Annotated in this window: 13 protein-coding genes and 1 pseudogene; 6 read left to right on the top strand and 8 right to left on the bottom strand. The window is 42.2% G+C overall.

Annotated features, from left to right (window positions below; translation table 11 throughout):
• Positions 1-105 precede the first annotated feature (105 nt).
• The 4 genes from ACGTNH_RS17450 to ACGTNH_RS17435 form a co-directional block, all read right to left on the bottom strand.
• The gene (locus tag ACGTNH_RS17450; RefSeq protein ID WP_394588210.1) at positions 106-1,380 is read right to left on the bottom strand and encodes an ABC transporter substrate-binding protein; all 1,275 of its coding nucleotides are present in this window, start codon (positions 1,378-1,380) and stop codon (positions 106-108) included.
• Between the two features lie 24 nt (positions 1,381-1,404).
• On the bottom strand, positions 1,405-2,577 hold the full coding sequence (locus tag ACGTNH_RS17445) for a response regulator transcription factor (protein ID WP_394588209.1): 1,173 nt from the start codon (positions 2,575-2,577) through the stop codon (positions 1,405-1,407).
• 30 nt (positions 2,578-2,607) lie between these two features.
• Entirely contained in the window at positions 2,608-4,368 is a 1,761-nt protein-coding gene (locus ACGTNH_RS17440; protein ID WP_394588208.1) for a cache domain-containing sensor histidine kinase, read from the bottom strand.
• Between the two features lie 452 nt (positions 4,369-4,820).
• Complete coding sequence (locus ACGTNH_RS17435; protein ID WP_394588207.1) at positions 4,821-5,591, bottom strand: DeoR/GlpR family DNA-binding transcription regulator; 771 nt, start codon at positions 5,589-5,591, stop codon at positions 4,821-4,823.
• A 462-nt stretch (positions 5,592-6,053) separates the two neighbouring features.
• Here ACGTNH_RS17435 and ACGTNH_RS17430 point away from each other — a divergent pair, with 462 nt between their 5' ends.
• The 5 genes and pseudogenes from ACGTNH_RS17430 (at position 6,054) to ACGTNH_RS17410 (ending at position 13,295) form a co-directional block, all read left to right on the top strand.
• Positions 6,054-7,025, top strand: a complete 972-nt coding sequence (locus tag ACGTNH_RS17430) for a substrate-binding domain-containing protein (protein WP_394588206.1) — start codon at positions 6,054-6,056, stop codon at positions 7,023-7,025.
• Positions 7,026-7,088: 63 nt separating this feature from the next.
• Positions 7,089-8,642, top strand: coding sequence for a sugar ABC transporter ATP-binding protein (locus tag ACGTNH_RS17425; RefSeq protein WP_394588205.1), 1,554 nt, complete (start codon positions 7,089-7,091; stop codon positions 8,640-8,642).
• A gap of 2 nt (positions 8,643-8,644) precedes the next feature.
• Complete coding sequence (locus tag ACGTNH_RS17420) at positions 8,645-9,628, top strand: ABC transporter permease (RefSeq protein ID WP_394588204.1); 984 nt, start codon at positions 8,645-8,647, stop codon at positions 9,626-9,628.
• A 31-nt stretch (positions 9,629-9,659) separates the two neighbouring features.
• Positions 9,660-10,709: pseudogene (locus tag ACGTNH_RS17415) on the top strand (glycoside hydrolase family 32 protein); the annotation flags it as partial.
• A 30-nt stretch (positions 10,710-10,739) separates the two neighbouring features.
• The gene (locus ACGTNH_RS17410; protein WP_394588527.1) at positions 10,740-13,295 is read left to right on the top strand and encodes a GH32 C-terminal domain-containing protein; all 2,556 of its coding nucleotides are present in this window, start codon (positions 10,740-10,742) and stop codon (positions 13,293-13,295) included.
• 247 nt (positions 13,296-13,542) lie between these two features.
• Here the strand turns inward: ACGTNH_RS17410 and ACGTNH_RS17405 are convergent, their stop codons facing one another.
• The 4 genes from ACGTNH_RS17405 to ACGTNH_RS17390 are packed head-to-tail and all read right to left on the bottom strand — an operon-like array spanning position 13,543 to position 18,091.
• Positions 13,543-15,012 (bottom strand): sodium:solute symporter family protein, encoded by a 1,470-nt coding sequence (locus ACGTNH_RS17405; RefSeq protein WP_394588203.1) that lies wholly within the window; start codon positions 15,010-15,012, stop codon positions 13,543-13,545.
• Entirely contained in the window at positions 15,013-15,234 is a 222-nt protein-coding gene (locus ACGTNH_RS17400) for a DUF3311 domain-containing protein (protein ID WP_394588202.1), read from the bottom strand.
• Complete coding sequence (locus ACGTNH_RS17395; protein WP_394588201.1) at positions 15,231-16,841, bottom strand: amidohydrolase; 1,611 nt, start codon at positions 16,839-16,841, stop codon at positions 15,231-15,233. Before ACGTNH_RS17395 ends, ACGTNH_RS17400 begins: the two co-directional genes overlap by 4 nt.
• 14 nt (positions 16,842-16,855) lie before the next feature.
• Positions 16,856-18,091 carry a M20 family metallo-hydrolase gene (locus tag ACGTNH_RS17390; protein ID WP_394588200.1) on the bottom strand — a complete coding sequence of 412 codons (1,236 nt, stop codon included), beginning with the start codon at positions 18,089-18,091 and terminating at the stop codon, positions 16,856-16,858.
• 261 nt (positions 18,092-18,352) lie between these two features.
• On the opposite strand from ACGTNH_RS17390, the gene ACGTNH_RS17385 reads away from it, so the two are divergent.
• Positions 18,353-19,681 carry an ABC transporter substrate-binding protein gene (locus tag ACGTNH_RS17385; protein ID WP_394588199.1) on the top strand — a complete coding sequence of 443 codons (1,329 nt, stop codon included), beginning with the start codon at positions 18,353-18,355 and terminating at the stop codon, positions 19,679-19,681.

Here is a 19,681-nt window from a genome sequence, read left to right as displayed (position 1 = left end):
TTTGGGTATGGAGGATATTGATTAGAATTTCGTCTTGAATTGATATATAGGAGATTCGTTATATTTGAGGGGAGAGGGTAAGAGAAAAAAGTCCCAGGAAACGACTCATTGAGCCTCCTCCCAGGACTTTTGATACTCCTGCAGCAATTGATCATGGGTGATCTGATTTTTAATATAGAGCTGTGTTGCGGAACCGAATTCTTCTCTTATGCCTACAGGAAAATCAAACCAGTTTGAAGACATCGTATTTCCTTCTTCATAATACTGCATGGTTTGTTCAGCTAGCGGGCCTGAATCATCCGACTCGATATGCTTAAAGGCAGGAATAAACTTTAAGCGTTCCGTCATGTACGTTATTCCTTTTTCAGAAGAAACCATCCAGTTCAGAAATTTTTTCGCTTCTTTTTTCTTTTCGTCGGTCGTTTGTTTGTTGACGACCCAATAGCTGGGTGTATTAACGACTAAGGCTTCTTTATCAGGATCGTCATTTATAGGAATCGGGAGAATACCTATGCTCATATTGGGGGAGCGCTGATCAATCATCGGCTGTATCCAGTTCCCTTGTAGAATCATTGCAGCTTCTCCCGCTGCAAATGTATTTACTTCCATGCTGTAATCCGTGGAAAGCGGATCCTCACTTCCATACTCCAACGTGACATCGATCAATTGGAGGAGGTCCTTAAACTTCGGGTTGTTGGAAATCGTCTCTGTTCCTTCATTTAAGCCTTTTATAAATGCAGCAGGATCTTCTTGTTGGGCGAAAGCGATATTCATAAGGTGATCTCCCAGTTTCCATTCTTCATAATATCCGGTGGCAAATGGGGTAATCCCTGCTTGTTTCAATTTTTCTGAAGCGGCTTTTAATTCATTAAGCGTCGAAGGCAATGAATCAATGCTGGCTTCCTTAAACAAATCTTTGTTATAGATGAATCCGTATCCTTCTAAGTTCATCGGCATACCATAGACGCTGCCATCGAATGTCATAGGCGTCAGCGTTTCTTCATATGCATCGTCCACCCACGGTTGATCAGAAAGATCTTCTAAATAATCATTCCATACTCTGGCGCTCTCGTACCCGGGATTGGTAAAGATGTCAGGACCATTGCCAGCAGCCATTTGGGCTTTAAGATCAGAAAAATCATCCATTGCACCACCGACCGTATGGACCTCTATATTTATATTTGGATGTTCCCTTTCATAAGCCTGAACCAATTGCTCAAACGGCGAGGCAATTTCTACTTTCGGGTTTCGTACGTTTAATGTAATTTCCTTATCGTCTATTGTGGTTTCTTCTAACTCTGTTTTTGTCTTATTCTGGCATGCGGAAAGGGATAGACTCAGTGCTCCGATTAAACATATAGTTGCGATATCTTTTCTCATTCAGACACCTGTCCTTTGCGCGAATTATCTGCTGACAATCTGCTTCTGGTTCTCATTGCGGTATTCAAAAGGGGTTACGCCTACTTCCTTTTTAAACAGTTTGGAGAGGTACTTCTCATCCTGATAGCCAAGCATTAAAGAGATGGAATAGATGGTTTCTTCTGTTTCTTTTAACCAAATTTTCGCCTGGTTAATTCTTAGCTTCGTCATATATTTAGAAAGGGGCAAACCTGTTTCTTGTTTGAACTTCCTGGAAATATGCTCGCGACTGAAGAAGAACAAGTTCGATAGCTTTTCTAAGCTCAATTCTTCCATGTAAAATTCATCGACGTAGGTGACGATGTCCTTCAAGCGACGGGCCGCGTCGAGCTCATCAAGACGATGAATCGAACGGTAGTTGTGGTTGTCTAGGTCTGATTGAAGTTGCTGAAAAGAACTAGCGATTTTAGTTAAAGATGGTAAGGGCTCTCCGCTTACGAGACGAACAGGTAGATCAAATTGCTGACCCATCCATTCTTCCACCGTCAGCCATTCGTTCTTTATGGTAATAACGAGGCAGAGGTTACGGTCATTCTGAAGTGAAAACGCATTGCCCAGTTTTTGAGTCACAAGCTTGTCCGCCAGTAATTCTATATAAGGCTCAGCATGATGCATATGGTAAAAAGAGAGTAATGTCATTTCGTATTGGTCAGCTGCCGGGAGATAGGGGAGAATGTCGTTTGTTTCGTATGGTTCTCCCATGCAAGCGGCTGTCATTAATTGATTCACCCGCAGCTTTTTAACATCTTCGTCGATCGAATCATCTGAATAGAAGGATTGTTGATCATTCTTCCAGCTTTCCACAGCTTCGCCTAACGCCTTATTAAAGGGCTCCGGTTCAATCGGCTTCAACAGATAATCAAAACTGCTGCACTTAATCGCCTGGCGCATAAATGAATAATCGTTATACCCTGTGATGAAGATAACTTTTCCAGGGTAGGAAATGGAATCTAACCACTTAATGATTTCCATTCCGCTCATCCCCGGCATTTTAATATCCGTAAAAATGAGCTCCGGCTTTTCTTTTTCTATAATGGTTTGTGCCTCTTGTCCGTTACTTGCTTCAAAGAGTTCTGTAACGCCGTACTTATCCCATTGGCCCACGTAGCGTACGACGTCGCGTACATTCATTTCATCATCAACTATTAAAGCCTTCAAAATAATTCCTCCTTACGAGTGAGCAAATGTCTAATGAGCATGATCGGATTCTAAAGGAATGTAGATTTTTACGAGAAAACCTTGTCCATGATTCGTCCCCACTTCTATTCCGGCACTCGGGCCATAGTTAAGCACAAGCCGGTCGTGTATATTTTTCAAACCAATATGCTGAGTGGAATAAGCACCTTTGTAAGGGGCGGTATAAATATTATTTCTTAATGATTGAAGCTCCTCATCCGTTAAACCAGGTCCGTCATTTTCTGCGGCGAGCTGTAAAAATCCATCTTGTACTTTTCCACTAATGGTGAAGTGGGCCTCATAAAATCCTTCCTCATAACTGTGTTTAAAGAAGTTCTCAACGAGGGGCTGAAGAATCATGCTGGGTATGGGCTTGTCAAGGATTGTCTCGTTTAAATTTATGGAATAGTGCACGTTATTTCTAAAACGCTCCTTTTGTAGCATGAGGTAGGATTCTATATAGCTCACTTCATCCCGTACGAGCACCCATTCATTCGCCTGCATAGAATAGCGCATCATTTTCGATAAGGACGTGACGAGCTGATAAACGTTAGGAGCCTTAGATCTAAGAGCAACTGCACCAATCGATTGCAAGGCATTGAATAAGAAATGAGGATTCACCTGAGACTTTAAGGCTCGGAATTGGTTTTCCTTATTCTCTATTTCCAGTTTGTATTCACGGTCAATGTGTAAATTGATCCGCTCCATCATATCTTTCATATGTTTTTCTAAATAACCGATTTCGTCTTGTCGGCTGTCATCAAAGGGAACATCCACGTCCCCGCCTTCTATCGTGCTTACTTTTCGGGAAAGCCGTTTAATCGGGTGTGTAATTTTGTAAGCAATCACACTAATCATTACCACCCCTAATATCCCTACGCCTATCCCGACTAATATGCTGGTGTAAGCGGTTTGCCGTACGTCTTGAAACAAGGTTTCACTTGGCGTTATTTTCACTAATCTCCATTGATTGAGAGGACCAGATAATGTTCTCGATAAGATAATATCATCGCCTGTGCTCTCTTCGGCTGCGTTCATCTGCTGTTGTAAATCAGGGGGCACGGACTTACCAATTAATGCATGATCGTTGGCATGAATCACATTCTCATTTTCATCGACGAGTAATACGGTTTCTTCTTTTTCCTGAATCAGGTTGTTCGTTATTTGCCCATAGGCGTCTAATTCAACATCCGTGGTAAGAATACCAAGGAAATCGTTAGTAAGCACATCCACTATTTTGTGGTGGAAAGTCATGACCATCGTGTTGTCTGAAGCGGGAACGATTGCCACATTATTGTAATTCTCAATAGGGTGTGGCGGCTCTATCATATACTTTGCGTTTGAGTGATATAGCTGCTTTATCAAACCCTGCTCTAGAAAATCTGGTTGTGATTTCCGGGCACTCACCATCCCATTATATACAGTGAAAGATTCTTTACCTTGATCCATATAAACCCGTACTTGTCGAATTTCATTTCGCATCAGGTAATAATTCTCTAAGCTGTTTTCCAAATAAGCTGAATCGTCTTCTTCATTGTTAAAAATGCGAAATAATTCTGGATCGCGGTACAAGATATAGGGGAGGTTAACCATCTCATCGAAGTATTGTTCAAGTTCAATTGAGCTCTCTTGTATTTGCTGCCTGCTATTTTCAAGTTCATGCTGTTCTACACTATTTTTTGTATAAATGTAAATTAAAAACACTGATAAAAAATAGGGCAGAATGATGAATATAAACAGCATTAACAATAAGCGGCTTTGGATGCTTCTCATTTCAAGGCGTCCCTTTCACTAGAGGACCAAATGGTCATTCTACATTATAATTCTCTAAACTATAACAAATAGATCAGCACCGTCAATCATACCCATGCAGGCGGCCTATAGTTGTAGTAAACGAAGAGATTCCTATAATGCCACGATCAGCAAACGCTCACATAAAAAAGTAAACGCTTTACATAATGTAGAAAATGAAGCGAATTGACTATGAAAATGAATGAAAAAACACGCTCAAAGAGATGTCTGAGAAGAAGAGGATTCGTAAATGGACAGATCTCTTAAAAGTTAGAAGAAAAAGCGGTCTGGGGGGGGAAATTAATTTCCCCCCAGACCGCTTTTTAAAATTCTACCTATCTTGGACTTTTAGTTTTTCAGTGACCTCCATTTTGGAGCTTCTTTTTTTGAATGTGGGAGCTAGAAAGAAATTGGATCAGTGTTACTAAATGTTACTAAATATTCACTATATGTACGTTTACATCATAACGATTCATGTCCTCTTCAAAGTGGTCCGGCGCTTGGTTGTCTACAATACAAAAGTCGATTTCTGAAAGGTCAGCCACTTTAGCGAAGTTTACTTTACCGATTTTACTGTGGTCAGTCATAAGGATGGTATGCCTGGAGTTCGTAATCATCATTCGTTTAATGCGTGCTTCAGTAAGGTTAGGGGTGGTAATGATCCCTTCTTTTAGGTCTAAGCCATTTGTACCAATAAATGCTTTGTCAATGCGAATCATATTAAGAGATTGTTCAGCAAAAGGGCCCACCAGCGCTGATGTCTCCCTCCGTACATTTCCGCCTAGCAGCATTACATCTAAACCCTGGATATCTGCTAACTCCTGCATGATAATGATAGAGTTTGTTACGATTGAAAGGTTGGAAAAAGATTTTAGTTCTTTTACAAGTTCGTACGTGGTAGTGCCTGAATCTAAAAGAATGGCATCACCTGGGTTAATGAACTCAACGGCTTTTTTAGCAATGGCTTGCTTTTCTGTAATATAATCTTTTTTTCTATCTCCTATCGATGCCTCAAAACTTACAGGCTGAAGGAGAATGGCCCCGCCGTGTGTTCTTTTTATGCTATCCGTTTCTTCAAGCTCTTTAAGGTCCCTTCGAATGGTAGAGTCTGAAACATTAAATTGCTGGCTTAAGTCATGGACAGAAGCCCTTGACATATGACGCAAATATTCAAGAATCTGCGCTTTTCGTTCTTCCATAAACATGATCAACAGTCCCCTTTCGTAAACGCTTTCTTCCTCTTATTATAGACCAATCTCGAAATCAAAAGAAAATAAATGATTAAACAAGGAAGGTTCTGACCGTTTTCATTTATGCAGAGTGGTTTGTTAGTGATTAAAAGTAATCATAAGTAGTCATAATTACCAGGTGTAATGAGAGAGATAATGGTAAATGCAATATAAAAATGTTGGTTTATAAGTATTTTTAACTGTTTTTGTAATTTTTAGAAAACTTGTTGACAATTTTTGTATACGCATATATGATCATTAGTAAGCAAAAACAATCATAAACAATCTTGGAACTTTTTACGCATAAGAGAAAAGATCTCCTTTTAAAGCAGTTTACATCATATGCGTAATGGGAGCGGAAAGGAGGAAAACATCACTCATTTATGTAAGCGCATTCAATGATTACTGCAAATTAACTAATGGAGGGGAAATTAAAAAATGAAAAAGAATCTGAGCGTAATTTTGGTGGGGATCTTACTGCTTTTTATGGCTGCATGTAGTACTAATGAAACTTCTGGGGAGCAAAATGAAAGCGCTGCCAATGAGGGGTCTGAGCAAAAAGATCTGAAAATCGGCTTAACGCTCAATAATTTGGCAAACCCATTTTTTGTGTCAATGAGTGAAGCTGCGGAAGAATATGCGGATGAGTTGGGAGCTGAAATCGTCGTTCAGGCAGCCGATGCTGATTTGGCAAAGCAAACATCTCAAATAGAAGATTTTATAACACAGGGTGTAGATCTTATTCTTCTAAATGCTGTTGATTCTGAAGGAATTGCAGGGGCAGTAGCACAAGCAGACGCTGCGGGAATTCCTGTTGTTTCAGTTGACGTTGGTGCTGACGGAGGGATAGAAGGTACCGTTACATCTGATAACTATCAGGCGGGCGTGCTGGCAGCTGAATATATGATTGAGGATCTAGGTGGGGAAGGAAACGTTGTCGTCATTGACGGCCCTCCTGTTACAGCTGTAAAGGATCGAATAGCTGGATTTGAAGATACAATTGAAGGTTCTGATATTGAAGTTATTGCTAAGCAAAATGGGGAGGGAAATCGTGAAAAAGGACTACAGGTGATGGAAAGTATTTTACAAGCAAATGAGCCGGGAACGATCGATGCTGTTTTTGCTAATAATGACCCTGTGGCCATTGGTGCAGAGATTGCCCAGCATCAAGCTGATCGTCAGGGTGAATTTTATATTGTCGGTGTCGATGGATCTCCAGACGTGGTTGAAGCGATGAATAAAGAAGGCAGTTCGATTGCGGGAACCTCAGCCCAGCATCCAGACGAAATGATCAAAGAAGCCATGGATGTTGGGATTCAGGTGTTAGACGGTGAATCAGTAGAAGAAGTAATCAAAATTCCAGTAGATTTAGTGACACAAGACAACTTAGATTCCTATGAAGGCTGGTAAAGAATTGTCGGCCCTTGTACAGCAAGGGTCGTTATTTCAATCTGAGTAAGGAGTGAAAAATCTATGGTTACACAGGAAAAAGTAAAGACGAAAACGGAGGTCACTACTCCCATTTTAAGAATGGAAGGGATCAATAAAACTTTTTCAGGCACAACGGTTTTAAAAAATGTCAATATCGATCTTTATCCTGGTGAAGTCCACGCCTTAATGGGGGAAAATGGGGCCGGGAAATCGACGTTAATGAAAATTTTGTCTGGTGTCTACGTTCCTGATCAAGAAAGTGGCGCCATCACATATAAACATCAGCAAGTTATATGGAAAGATCCGTTAACTGCTAGAAAGATGGGTGTTGGAGTGATTCACCAGGAACTAAACCTCTCACCCAATCTTACGATTAGTGAAAATATTTTAATGGGGACGAAATACCCTCGAAACAAATTAGGGATGGTGCGCTGGGAAGAAGTACATAAACGGGCTGAGGAAGTTTTATCTTCCATGGGCTCAGATTTGCAGCCAGAAACCCTTGTCTCCACGTTGAGTGTAGCCCAGCAGCAGATGGTGGAAATAGCAAGAGCCCTCTCTTACAAAGCAGAAGTGCTTATTATGGATGAACCGACAGCCTCTTTAACGGATAAAGAAATTGACACTTTATTTGAGATTATTAAGGATTTAAGAAAACAAGGTGTTGCGATCGTCTATATTTCCCACCGAATGGAAGAAATCTTTAAGATTTCAGACCGCTATACGGTACTGCGCGATGGAGAATGGATTCAGAGTGGACCTATCCATGAAACAAACCCTGATCATTTAGTCAGTTTAATGGTTGGCCGTGATTTGAAAGATCTTTTTCAAAGGTCGAAAAGTAACTATATAAAAGAAGAGGGTAGAGACCAGCCAGCCCTAGAGGTGAAGAAATTAAGTGATGCGACTTTCGTAAAGGATCTGTCGTTTCAAATCTATCCTGGGGAGATTGTCGGTTTTGCGGGCCTGGTCGGCGCAGGACGTACGGAACTTGTCCGTTCGATTTTCGGTACTTCCCACTTACAACAAGGTGAAGTGTGGGTAGAAGGAAAGAAAGTTCAAATTAAATCTCCGATCGATGCGATTAAGCATGGAATTGCCCTTGTGCCGGAAAGCCGTAAAGAACAAGGTTTATTCCTTGATATGTCCGTAAAAGAGAATATTTTGCTGGCGGAATTAAAAAAACATAAAAAGAAGATGAAGATTAATTGGAACTCCTTAAATCGTACAGCTGCTGAATATATTGAAAGCTTGAATATAAAAACTGCATCACCCGATCAGCCGATCTCTGGTTTAAGTGGCGGGAATCAGCAAAAAGCGGTTATTGCCAGGTGGCTTTCTACAAATCCGAAAGTCCTGCTGCTCGATGAACCTACACGAGGCGTTGATATTGGAGCTAAGACAGAAATTCATAAAATCATCTCTGAACTTGCAGATGAAGGGCTTGCGGTTTTAATGATCTCCTCTGAACTACCTGAAGTGATCGGAGTAAGTGACCGGATTTTTGTCATGCATGAAGGACGGATCACGGGCCAGCTTCACAAACAAGAAGCCACTCAAGAACGAATTATGTATTACGCAACGGGAGGAAACTAAAGATGAAATCAACTCTGTCGTCCAATCAGCAGCCAACTGTTCAACCTGGATTTAAGTTTGGACACCATGCTTCGACACTGTGGAACCAGCTTGGAATGATTATCATTCTTCTCCTTCTCTGCATTGTCATGAGCGTTATGGCACCAAACTTTTTAGATTCTGCTAACCTTACCAATATTTTAAAACAAGTTTCTGTAACTGCGATATTAGCCGCAGGTATGACGATCGTTATTTTAACAGGGGGTATCGATTTATCCGTAGGATCGATCGTGGCTCTGTCGGGTGTTGTTTCGGTAATGGCTTCACAAACAGGAATGAACCCGGTTTTCGCCATGCTTCTAGGTATTGGAGCAGGCTATCTAGTCGGATTTATCAATGGAATATTTACAGCCAAGATAGGGCTTCCCGCTTTTATTGTCACGTTAGCGAGCATGACTTATGTGAGAGGTCTGGCTTATGTCACGAGTGGAGGGTACCCGGTTGTCTTAGAATCGAATACGTTTCGTTTTATAGGATCAGGTTCTATTCTATCGATTCCTACTCCTATTTACTTGATGATTCTCGTATACTTCGTCATGTTTCTTGTTCTAAAGTACACGATGTTTGGACGCCATATTTATGCCATTGGCGGTAATGAAGAAGCAGCTCGACTAACAGGAATTAAAGTGAAGAAAACGTTGGTAAATGTATATTCCATCAGTGGTTTACTCGCTGGTTTAGGAGGCGTTGTTCTCGCCGGACGTCTTTACTCAGGTCAACCGACAGCTGGGAACATGTATGAACTTGACGCGATTGCAGCAGTTATCTTAGGGGGCTCTAAACTAACAGGCGGGGTCGGTAAAATTCAAGGGACAATTATAGGAGTGCTTATTATGGGCGTAATCACTAACGGCTTAACCCTAATGGATGTCAGCTATTACTGGCAGCTTGTTGTGAAAGGCGGCGTCATTCTCTCAGCTGTGTTAATCGACCGGATTCGTTCCTAAAAAATGATAGAAAAGAGGGATTACCATTTGGATGAAGGCTGGATGGAAGCGAGGGTTTCTATTGTTGCTCTGTTTATTCGTTGGGGGGCTGCCGTCCACAGTGCTGGCGGATGAATCAGGATATTATGAAGAGGCGTATCGTAATCAGTTTCATTTTTCTCCAGAAGCAAATTGGATGAATGACCCGAATGGAATGGTTTACTACGAAGGGGAATATCATTTGTTTTACCAATACCACCCTTATGGCACGACGTGGGGGCCGATGCACTGGGGACATGCTGTAAGTGAAGATCTCGTAACTTGGGAGCATTTGCCGATCGCCTTATCACCTGATGAACTTGGCGATATTTTCTCCGGAAGCGCGGTGATTGACTGGGACAATACGGCAGGATTTGGGGAAGAGGCGATGGTCGCTATTTTTACCCATGCGGGTCCAGAAGGTCAAGTTCAAAGTCTAGCTTATAGTCTTGATAAAGGAAGGACATGGGAAAAGTATGAAGGAAATCCGGTCATGCCAAATCCTCCAATCGCGGATTGGCGTGATCCCAAAGTCTTCTGGCATGAAGATTCCAGCCAGTGGGTAATGTCACTTGCGGCAAAAGATAAAATTATGTTTTACACCTCTCCTGATTTAAAAGAGTGGGAGTTTGCTAGTGAGTTCGGCCACGATGGCGGCATTCAATCTAACAGCCTTGATCAAATATCCTATGCTATGTCTGAACACACAGGGGGGTCTTTTACGTATGAAGGGGACATAACCCTTAACGAAAAAAATGGCAGACAAGGATCCGGCGGTTTAGTCTTTCGCTCAGATAAGGAGGGAGACAATGGGTACACTGCTAGCGTTGATGCAAAAAATAACAGGGTAACGTTAAGTAAAATCTTAGACGGTGAGCCGGAAGAACTGGCTCGTGAATCGATGGCGCTGGAAACCACTTCAACTTATCACGTAAAAGCAGTCGTCAATGGAAACACAATTAAAATTTTCATCGATGACCAGCTTGTGATCGAGGAAAAAGACACATCATTTGAGTATGGATTTTATGGTTTATCATCATCAGACTCAACCGCGGCTTTTCGAAATGTCGAATTTGAAAATACATCCAACTTTTTGACCAATTTGTCCAGCTGGAAAGCGGTCAGCGGCACGTGGGAAGATTCTTTAGAGGGGAAAACAGGGGCTTCCACAGAGGATGCCTTCTCGATAAGTGATCAAACCGCCGAAAACTTTTTATATGAAGCAGATATTAAAGTTTCAGGAGACGAAGGAGAAGGTGGAGCCGGCTCTCTCGTTTTCAGAGCCGATCAACAAGCCAAAAACGGTTACTTTGCCAATGTTGATGCGTTACACGATGTTGTGAAGTTAATGAAGATAGAGGATGGAAATATTACCGTGTTAGCTGAAAAACCAATGAGTCTGGACACTGATCAAACGTACCAGTTAAAAGTCGACGCGTTTGACGAAAATATTAAAGTGTATGTTGATGATGAGCTTATGCACGATATCAACGACGATAGCTTTACAAATGGACATCTCGGGTTAAATGTTTGGAATTCCAGTACCCTGTTCCAGAATGTGAATAAGGGGGAAAATATTAGAACGTCTGAGAAGGAAATTGTGAATCATGATTTTGAAACAGGAGATCTGACGGGGTGGCAGTCTGTGAAAGGAAATGCTTTTACAGATGATCATGTCAGTGATTCGGCAAGTTATTGGGGTGGACCTTTTGATCCGCAAGGGACGTACCATTTATGGGGGTTTTCCGACCTTCATGATGGAGATAACGCTACGGGTGAATTACGTTCTTCTTACTTTGAACTAGGTGGATCGGGAGAAATTAACTTCCTCCTGGGCGGTGGAAATGATCGCAGCAATCGCTACGTTTCCTTAGTCAGAGCCTCGGATGATGAGGAATTAATCCGTCAGGCCAACGCTAAGTTTGAGGATGATGAAACCTATAAACGATATGTGTGGGATGCTTCTGATTATGTAGGAGAAGTTCTTTATATTAAAGCAGTAGATCAGGCTACTGGCAGCTGGGGGCATATCAACCTCGATGATTTTAACGTTTACCATGAAGGCCCTATGCCAGAAGAGGTTGATCAGGTGGCTGAAGAACCTGAAAAAGGTGCCATTAAACAAAGCGGGGTAATTGAAGATTGGACGCCGGTGTCGGGGGATTGGATCAATTCGACACACGGCAGCAATGGAGGAATTTGGGAGTGCCCTACATTAGTTGAATTACCTATTGATGGCGACCCCAACAATACGAAGTGGGTGCTGCAGGTGAGTATCAATGACGGAGGCCCGGCTGGTGGGTCTGGTATGCAATACTTTGTCGGTGATTTTGATGGAAAGTCGTTTACCAATGAGAATCCGTCCGACGAAGTACTATGGAGCGATTACGGAGCTGACTATTATGCGGGAGTCGATTGGAGTGGAATAGAAGGTGAAAACGGTGAAAAATATTGGCTTGGCTGGATGAGCAACTGGCAGTATGCCAATGAGACGCCAACTTCAAGCTGGAGAAGCTCGATGACTTTGCCGCGTACAATGGAACTTTCACAAACAGAAGAGGGAACGCGTTTAAAACAAACGCCGGTTTCTTTAAATAGTATTCGAGACAATAGTCAAAAAACTTCCTATACGAATGAAGTCATTTCCAGTGACAGCAGCCTGCTTGCTGATTTCTCAGGAGATACGTATGAAATGGTCGCTGAATTTGATGTTTCTCAAACAAATGCTTCAGAATTTGGCTTTAAAGTCCGTAAGGGGGAGGGGGAAGAATACACTACGGTCGGATACGATTTAGCAGCTGAACAATTATTTGTCGATCGTACAAACTCCGATGATTTTGATTATGGCAGTAACGTTGTAGATTTGCATCAGGGTTCTTTATCCGTTTCAGACGGCAAAATGAAAATGCACGTATTTGTTGACCGCTCAGCCGTTGAAGTGTTTGGTGCGAATGGAGAGACGGTCATCACCGATCAAATTTTTCCAGATCCATCAAGTAAAGGGTTGGAGATTTATAGTGTGGATGGAGACGCCTCGTTGACCTCCCTGGAGATTTACCCTTTAAAGAGTATTTGGAAAGATAAGAATCGGTTTAAAACAAACTTAACCGGCTGGAAGCCTGTTTCAGGGAAATGGGCAGAGACGATGGAAGGGAAACAAGGGCAAGGCAGTGGGGACGCTTTTACACTATCGAATGAGGAAGGCGGCGATTTTCGATATGAAGCTGACATTAAAGTGATAGATTCCGATACTGATAATTTAGCAGGTGCAGGCGCCTTAGTTTTCCGTTCTGATTCAACTGCTGAGAACGGGTATGCCGTCAACGTTGATGTGAAAAATAATGCGGTTAAACTAATAAAATTTGTAGAAGGAAAGGGCAGCGATTTGATTGTGTACAATGATGCTGATGAGCTAAATCTAAAAGCTAATCAAGAGTATCACTTGGAAGTTGTGACCAAAGGAGAGGAGATTAAAGCTTATTTAGACAATAAGCTAGTCATTGATACAAAAGATGCTGCTTTTGAAGAGGGCTACTATGGATTGAATGTATGGGATTCAACGGTCACGTTTAACAAAGTGAAAGTGAAACCTTATAAAGGTAAGAAAAGTGCAAGTGATGGAAGGGGAAGGCAGCGAAGTTCGAATTAGGTTTGTAGTAATGAAGACTGTGATCTCAGGATTTTTATGAAGGTATGAAGCAGATATTGTAGACTCTAGAGTGTTGGAAGGTGATAAAGTTACAATTATGGGAACTTCAATAGGGTTAATGACTGAATCTACAATAGGGGGGGCGAGATAACGATTCCGGCTATATACATTGATAAGATCGATCAATAAAAAAGGCTCATTGAAACATTAGACCAGCACTTCAAAAAGTGCTGGTCTAATGGGTTTGTTATGAACCCATCTTTCTATATTCTTCAGCAATCGGCAGTTCTTTTACTTGAGTAAACGAACTTATGATGATCACAAGCATAACGTTACAGATTAACCCTAAAATCCCTGCGTCGATATCAAGCGGTCTCGTTTCAGCGACCAGCTGGAAATAATAGTTGACGAGAGTTCCTGCAATGAGCCCGGTGATGACGGCAGGTGCTGTAACTCGTTTAGAGTACAAGGCTGCATAAACTCCGGGAGCGAATTGAACGATAGAACCATATGCACCAAGCAGCAAGGCGATCAAACCTTGGCCGCCGAAGACGGTAATGAAATAGGCGAGTCCGCCAATAATGAAAACTCCGATTCTCATAATGAGAAGAGTAGCTTTCGATGATAAGTCTTTTTTTACATTACGGACGAAACCGTCGGTTAATTCGAGGGAAGCACTGTGCGTGATGGCGTCGGCTGTGGACATTGCAGCGGCTAAAGCGCCGGCACCTACTAGACCATAGACCCAACCAGGCAGACTAAGTACGGTTGTAATTAAAAACGGAAGAATCTCATCAGGTGAACCGATTTGTGACGAATCAATCACGTTTACAGCTGAAAAACCTACAAACAATAATGGAATTAAGAAAAGGGCGAATATGGGATAAACGAGTACCGTTTTCTTAATCGTTCGGGCATTTGTGGCGTACGACTTTGAGAAAAGATGGGGCCACATGAGGAATCCGATGGTAGACACTAATATCGTTGTCGTATAAGCCATAGGTGACATCGTGGAGCCTTCAACGCCGATTTCTAGAAAACCTGGATTGGATTCGGTTAAGTTTGAGAACATCTCAGTAATGCTGCCATGGAGCTGGTTGACAATAGTTAAACCCACAGTCCATGAGATGACGATCATTAGAATACCTTGAAATACATCAGACCAGGCTGCGGCACGTAAACCACCTGTAGCGACATAAACAACAACGATGCCATAAGACAATAGAGCACCAAGCCAGAATGGAATGCGACCTTCCGTCATGATATTGAATATGTACGCCATTCCTTTCATTTGTGTAGCCAGGTACTGAATTGAAGCCAGCAGGGTAATGATACCGATGAGCATAGCAAGAATACGGCTTGTATACCGTTTTTGCAGGAAACCAGAAACAGTATAGATATTGTGTTTGCGGCCGATTTTTCCAATCTTCGGGCCGATGATATACCAGGGCAGAATGGCGAAAGCCGTATATGTAATGATATAAAGGGCAGGAGCTCCTCTCGAAAACGCCCATCCTGGGGCTCCTAAGAATGAGAAGGCACTAAAGACAGCACCGCCCATTAAGAACCACATTACGAACAATCCTAAATTACCGCCAGCCACTGTAAATTCTTCCAGTGAGCTTTTATCTTGTTTGCGTCCTGCCAGTACCCCGATAAGAAGGGCAACAAATAGATAGCCAATCATCATTATCATTGCAATTTGCCATTGTCCCATTTAGTTCACTTCCTCTTCATCTTTGTCTGGGTCGATGCGGTACAAAAATAAAACGATGATAAAGGTAATAATAATCCAGAAAATCACCCAAAAAATGGAGAAGGGTAACCCGAAAACAAAGGGGGTCGCTCTGTTTCCTAATGAAAATAGAGGGTAGACCATGAGTAAAAAGGGGACAAGTAAGGATAAACTGTAGATTTTCACAAATTTTTGTTTCGTCATTGCATATCCTCCTTTTGCTTGTGATAGGCGATTTCACCGTTGAGTATCGTCATATCAACGCCAACCTTTAAAAGATCTTCTGTCTGGCAATCTAAAATGGCGTGATCCAGCACGACGAGGTCAGCTAGTTTTCCAGCTTCAATCGTGCCTTTCTGATCTTCTTCAAAGCTTGCGTATGCTCCAGCCCAAGTATACGCCCGTATGGCTTCCTCTATAGAAATGGATTGCTCTAGACCTAGAGGTGCTCCGTTTTTGCTTCGTCGATTAACAGCAGCGTGTATTCCGATCAGTGGGTTTGTGCTGGTGATCGGACTGTCTGAACCAATAGCAAAAGGGATCTGCTCCTCTGCGAAACTTTTTAACGGAAACATATGATGGACTCTCTGACCGTAATCCTTCACATAGCCATCGCCGAATTCATATAAGAAAGCGGGGTTCGGGATTGGGATAGCTCGGGCGGCTTTGACTTTTTGTAATAGATCATTCGGTGTAATTCCTGAATGTTCAATTCGGTGGCGGTGATTGTCCATTGGATATATTGTAAGAGTGTGCTCGATCGTATGTAGCAGCATTTCGACGGCTTGATCTCCCATGGCGTGAGCCGTGATTTGCCAGCCTTGTTGATGAGCTGGACTTAAGCTGTCGTTTAAAGATTGTTGGTCTAAATACAACACACCTGAATCTTCTGCGTTACTTGTATAAGGTTCTCTCGTTTTGCATGTGGGACCGCTGCTGCTGCCGTCAATAAAAACTTTGGCGGGACCTATTTTAAAATGTTCATCCCCGAGGCCTGTGATCATCCCGCTTTGTATCCCTTTATCGACCATAAAGGGGGATTCATGTAATGAACCATATAAGGCATAGACGCGCTGTTTTACTCTCTTCTCGTTTACTGCTTTTTGGAGGTAGCGGATGTGTTTCGTTCCATAGCCCCCAGCATCGTGAACACTCGTGATTCCTAGTTTAAGAAAATCGGCAGAAGCGATTTCCAGTCCTTTCATTACTTCTTCTTCTGAGTAGTCAGCCAGCTGGAATGCTTCCATATGTGCAGCTTCTAGCAACAGTCCTGTCAATTCACCATCTTGTTTGTTGTATGTGCCTCCTTGAGGATTGGGTGCAGCATGGGTGATGCCAGCCAGCTCAAGCGCTTTACTGTTGACACAGGAAATATGGCCGCATGTCCTTACGACAATGATCGGATGGGAGGTGGATACTGCGTCTAAGTCCCATTTCGTTACATGTCTTTCTTCTATTAAATGGTTTTGGTTATAGCCCCAGCCTTTAATCCACTCCCCTTCTGGTGTTTGAACTGCAATGTCCTTTAATTTTTGCTGAAGTTCTAAGATACTATCTACAGTTTTGCAGTTTACCCCGAGTTGATTAGTTCCGTACAATTCAAGGTGGGCATGGGCGTCTATGAATCCAGGGAGAAGACTTCGACCTTCTAAATCGATAATTTCCGTCTTGTCGCTTGTCAGTTTCAAAACTTCATGATTTGGACCAACGTGGACAATGTATTGATCTTTAACCGCTACAGCTTCATGCACGCTGTATTTTTCATCTGAGGTGAAGACTTGTCCGTTTACAAAAGCTTTCGTAGCTGTCATCATTCTCCCTCCATTCATGACTGTGCAATCTTAACGGCTGTTTGATAGAGTAATTCAACGCCTTTTTGAATATCTTCCATTTCAGCAAATTCTAATGGATTGTGGCTGATTCCTTTTTCACACCGGACGAAAATCATGCCATAGTCACTAATGTAGGACATAAACAGCGCATCGTGAAAAGGGCCGCTCATTAAAGTAGGAGATTGATATCCTAGTTTCTCATCTTCTTCTCGCATGATGTCCTTGATCCAATCTGCACAATAACGAGGGTTACTGCGCGTATCCTCGCTTAACGAGTAGGTGAGGTTTAGTTCAGTACAAGTTTTTTTAATGATTTCATAAAGTCTTATTTCCAAACGGTTTCTTGCTTCCATGTCTATATCCCGCAGATCAATCGTGAATTCTACTTTTTCAGGAATAATGTTTCTTGAATTCGGGAAGTTTTGCAGGCTGCCGACGGTGCCTACCGTGTTAGACGTCCCTTCATTTTTAACTAATTCGTTAAATTCTCGGATTATGGTTGAGGCTCCAACAAGTGCATCTTGTCTTAGATTCATAGGAACAGAGCCGGCATGACCAGCAAACCCTTCAAGGGTAACGGTTAACCAAAGGGGACCGGAAATGGCAGACACAATACCTACAGGTTTTTCTTGAGACTCAAGGACAGGACCCTGCTCTATATGAAGTTCAAGGAAGGCTTCAATATCGCCTTGTTGGTAGACTGGACTTTGTGTCATATCAGGGGTGACACCAAACTCTTTAAGCGCTTCTAATCGGCTTACTCCATTTTTATCTTGGCGCTCCAATTCTCCTTCTTCTAATTGACCAATCAAGGCACGAACTCCGAACACGCCTTTGTTGAATCGAGCCCCCTCTTCATCAGAAAAACAAACGACTTCAATCGTTTGATTAGGAGTGATGCCTTTATCTTTTAAACTATGTATAACCTCTATAGCTCCAAGCGCTCCCGCAGTTCCATCAAAGCGGCCGCCATAGGGCTGTGAATCGATATGAGATCCGAGCATAAGGATTGGTTTTTCTTTATCTTTTCCATCTATTCTTCCGATTAAATTACCGAAACAGTCAATCCGAGTTTCTAACCCGGCCTTCTCCATCCATTGTTTGACAAGATTAACGGCTTGCCGGTCTTCTTTTGAGTGAGCAAGCCGCCTCACTCCTGTTTCACCAATTTTTCCGATTCCAGCCAATGTGTAAATATGTTCTTCCAACCTGCTTCCGTTAATATCCATTGCCATCACCTCGTGTCCAGTTTTTTACACTATATCAACTCGGTGGGAGTCTTACAATTGACATAATGTCACAAGATATTAGATTATTCTGTATATTTAGTCTATTGCCACGAGAGATATGGGAAAATATTCATAGGCTAAGAGAACTTATTTAGATTAGCACCACTTTCCGTATTTTGAAAAGAGTAAAAACTATTTATAAACACTAAAAATATTTTTATGTCATCCGGTTGACATATGCAAATCACAGGAGTACAATTTATGAAAAGAAATCGCTTTCAATTAGGAGGAGGAGAAATGAAGTATTTTGTGTTAGCCGCTGCACTGACAGGGGCGTTAAGTCTTACAGCTTGTAATGATCAAGAGACAAGCAGTACTCAGGGGGAAGAAACAATCAGCATGTGGGTGCAAACCTCAAAAGAAAGTCCTGAAGGGGAAGTCATGTATGACACAGTACAACAGTTTAATGAGGAATATGAAGGAACCTATGAAGCCAACATAGAGTTTATTCCTCGAAGCGGAGGCGGAGGAGGTTATGAAGATAAGGTAAATGCTGCTGTTTCAACTGAAACGTTACCTGACGTATTAACACTGGATGGACCAAACACTGCCGCTTACGCTGAGGCAGATATCATCGCTCCAATTGGTGAATACCTTTCCGATAAAGATGATTTTCTGCCGAGTATTATCGATCAGGGAACGTATGAAGACGAGCTTTACGCTATTGGCTACTCGGAGTCGGGTGTAGGGATTTTTTACAATAAAGATATGTTTGAAAAAGCTGGTATTGATTTAGATTCATTACCTACAGTAGAGGAGCCATGGGACTGGAATCAATTTATGGAGTTATCAGAAACATTGACCGAAACCTTTGATACTCCAGCCATAGACATGGGGCTGGACGATAAAAGTGAATGGTTAATGTACGCCTTTTCTCCGTTCTTATGGTCTCAAGGCGGTCAGGTGGTTTCAGAAGACGGGGAGCAAGCCACTGGGGTTTTTAATAATGAAGATGGGTTAAAAGCCATGACCTTTATTCAAGAAATGCAGAACAAAAATTATACCACCATTTCTCCTTCTGAAAATGGATTTGAAACGGGCAAATACCCAATGATGATGAGCGGATCCTGGTCGATTCAGATGCTGGAAACTAGTTATCAAGATATCGATTACGATATTATGCCTTATCCAGTTTCCCCAGATACTAACGAACTTGTGTCCCCTACAGGAAGCTGGCAGTATGCCATGTCAACCAGTGCGGAAAATGAAGAAGCGGCAGGGACGTTAATTGATTTTCTTACCACCACTGAGGCACTAGTTGATATTAGTTTAGGAAACACGGTTCTTCCCGCACGTTATTCTGCCGCCGAAGAGCTGGAGGACCAAGTAACCCCGCAAATGAACAAATTGATTGAACAAAATACGGCTTCTGGACAGCCAAGACCTGTTATTCCAGCTTATCCGCAAGTCACACGAGCTTTTCAACAAACGGTTACTGGACTGTCATTTTACGAAGATACGGATGAACTGCAGCAGCTGCTTGATGAAAAAGCCCAAGAAATGCAGACAGCCATAGATAGGAGGAATTAA

The organism is Halobacillus sp. B23F22_1 (assembly GCF_043497005.1).
In the GTDB taxonomy this organism is placed as follows: domain Bacteria; phylum Bacillota; class Bacilli; order Bacillales; family Halobacillaceae; genus Halobacillus_A.
This window is presented reverse-complemented; position numbering and strand designations above follow the sequence as displayed.

Coding starts and splice junctions, on each gene's coding strand:
- ACGTNH_RS17395 (WP_394588201.1), bottom strand. CDS start 16,841: ATGACAGCTACGAAAGCTTTTGTAAACGGACAAGTCTTCACCTCAGAT.
- ACGTNH_RS17400 (WP_394588202.1), bottom strand. CDS start 15,234: ATGACGAAACAAAAATTTGTGAAAATCTACAGTTTATCCTTACTTGTC.
- ACGTNH_RS17420 (WP_394588204.1), top strand. CDS start 8,645: ATGAAATCAACTCTGTCGTCCAATCAGCAGCCAACTGTTCAACCTGGA.
- ACGTNH_RS17430 (WP_394588206.1), top strand. CDS start 6,054: ATGAAAAAGAATCTGAGCGTAATTTTGGTGGGGATCTTACTGCTTTTT.
- ACGTNH_RS17450 (WP_394588210.1), bottom strand. CDS start 1,380: ATGAGAAAAGATATCGCAACTATATGTTTAATCGGAGCACTGAGTCTA.
- ACGTNH_RS17390 (WP_394588200.1), bottom strand. CDS start 18,091: ATGGATATTAACGGAAGCAGGTTGGAAGAACATATTTACACATTGGCT.
- ACGTNH_RS17440 (WP_394588208.1), bottom strand. CDS start 4,368: ATGAGAAGCATCCAAAGCCGCTTATTGTTAATGCTGTTTATATTCATC.
- ACGTNH_RS17435 (WP_394588207.1), bottom strand. CDS start 5,591: ATGTTTATGGAAGAACGAAAAGCGCAGATTCTTGAATATTTGCGTCAT.
- ACGTNH_RS17385 (WP_394588199.1), top strand. CDS start 18,353: ATGAAAAGAAATCGCTTTCAATTAGGAGGAGGAGAAATGAAGTATTTT.
- ACGTNH_RS17405 (WP_394588203.1), bottom strand. CDS start 15,012: ATGGGACAATGGCAAATTGCAATGATAATGATGATTGGCTATCTATTT.
- ACGTNH_RS17425 (WP_394588205.1), top strand. CDS start 7,089: ATGGTTACACAGGAAAAAGTAAAGACGAAAACGGAGGTCACTACTCCC.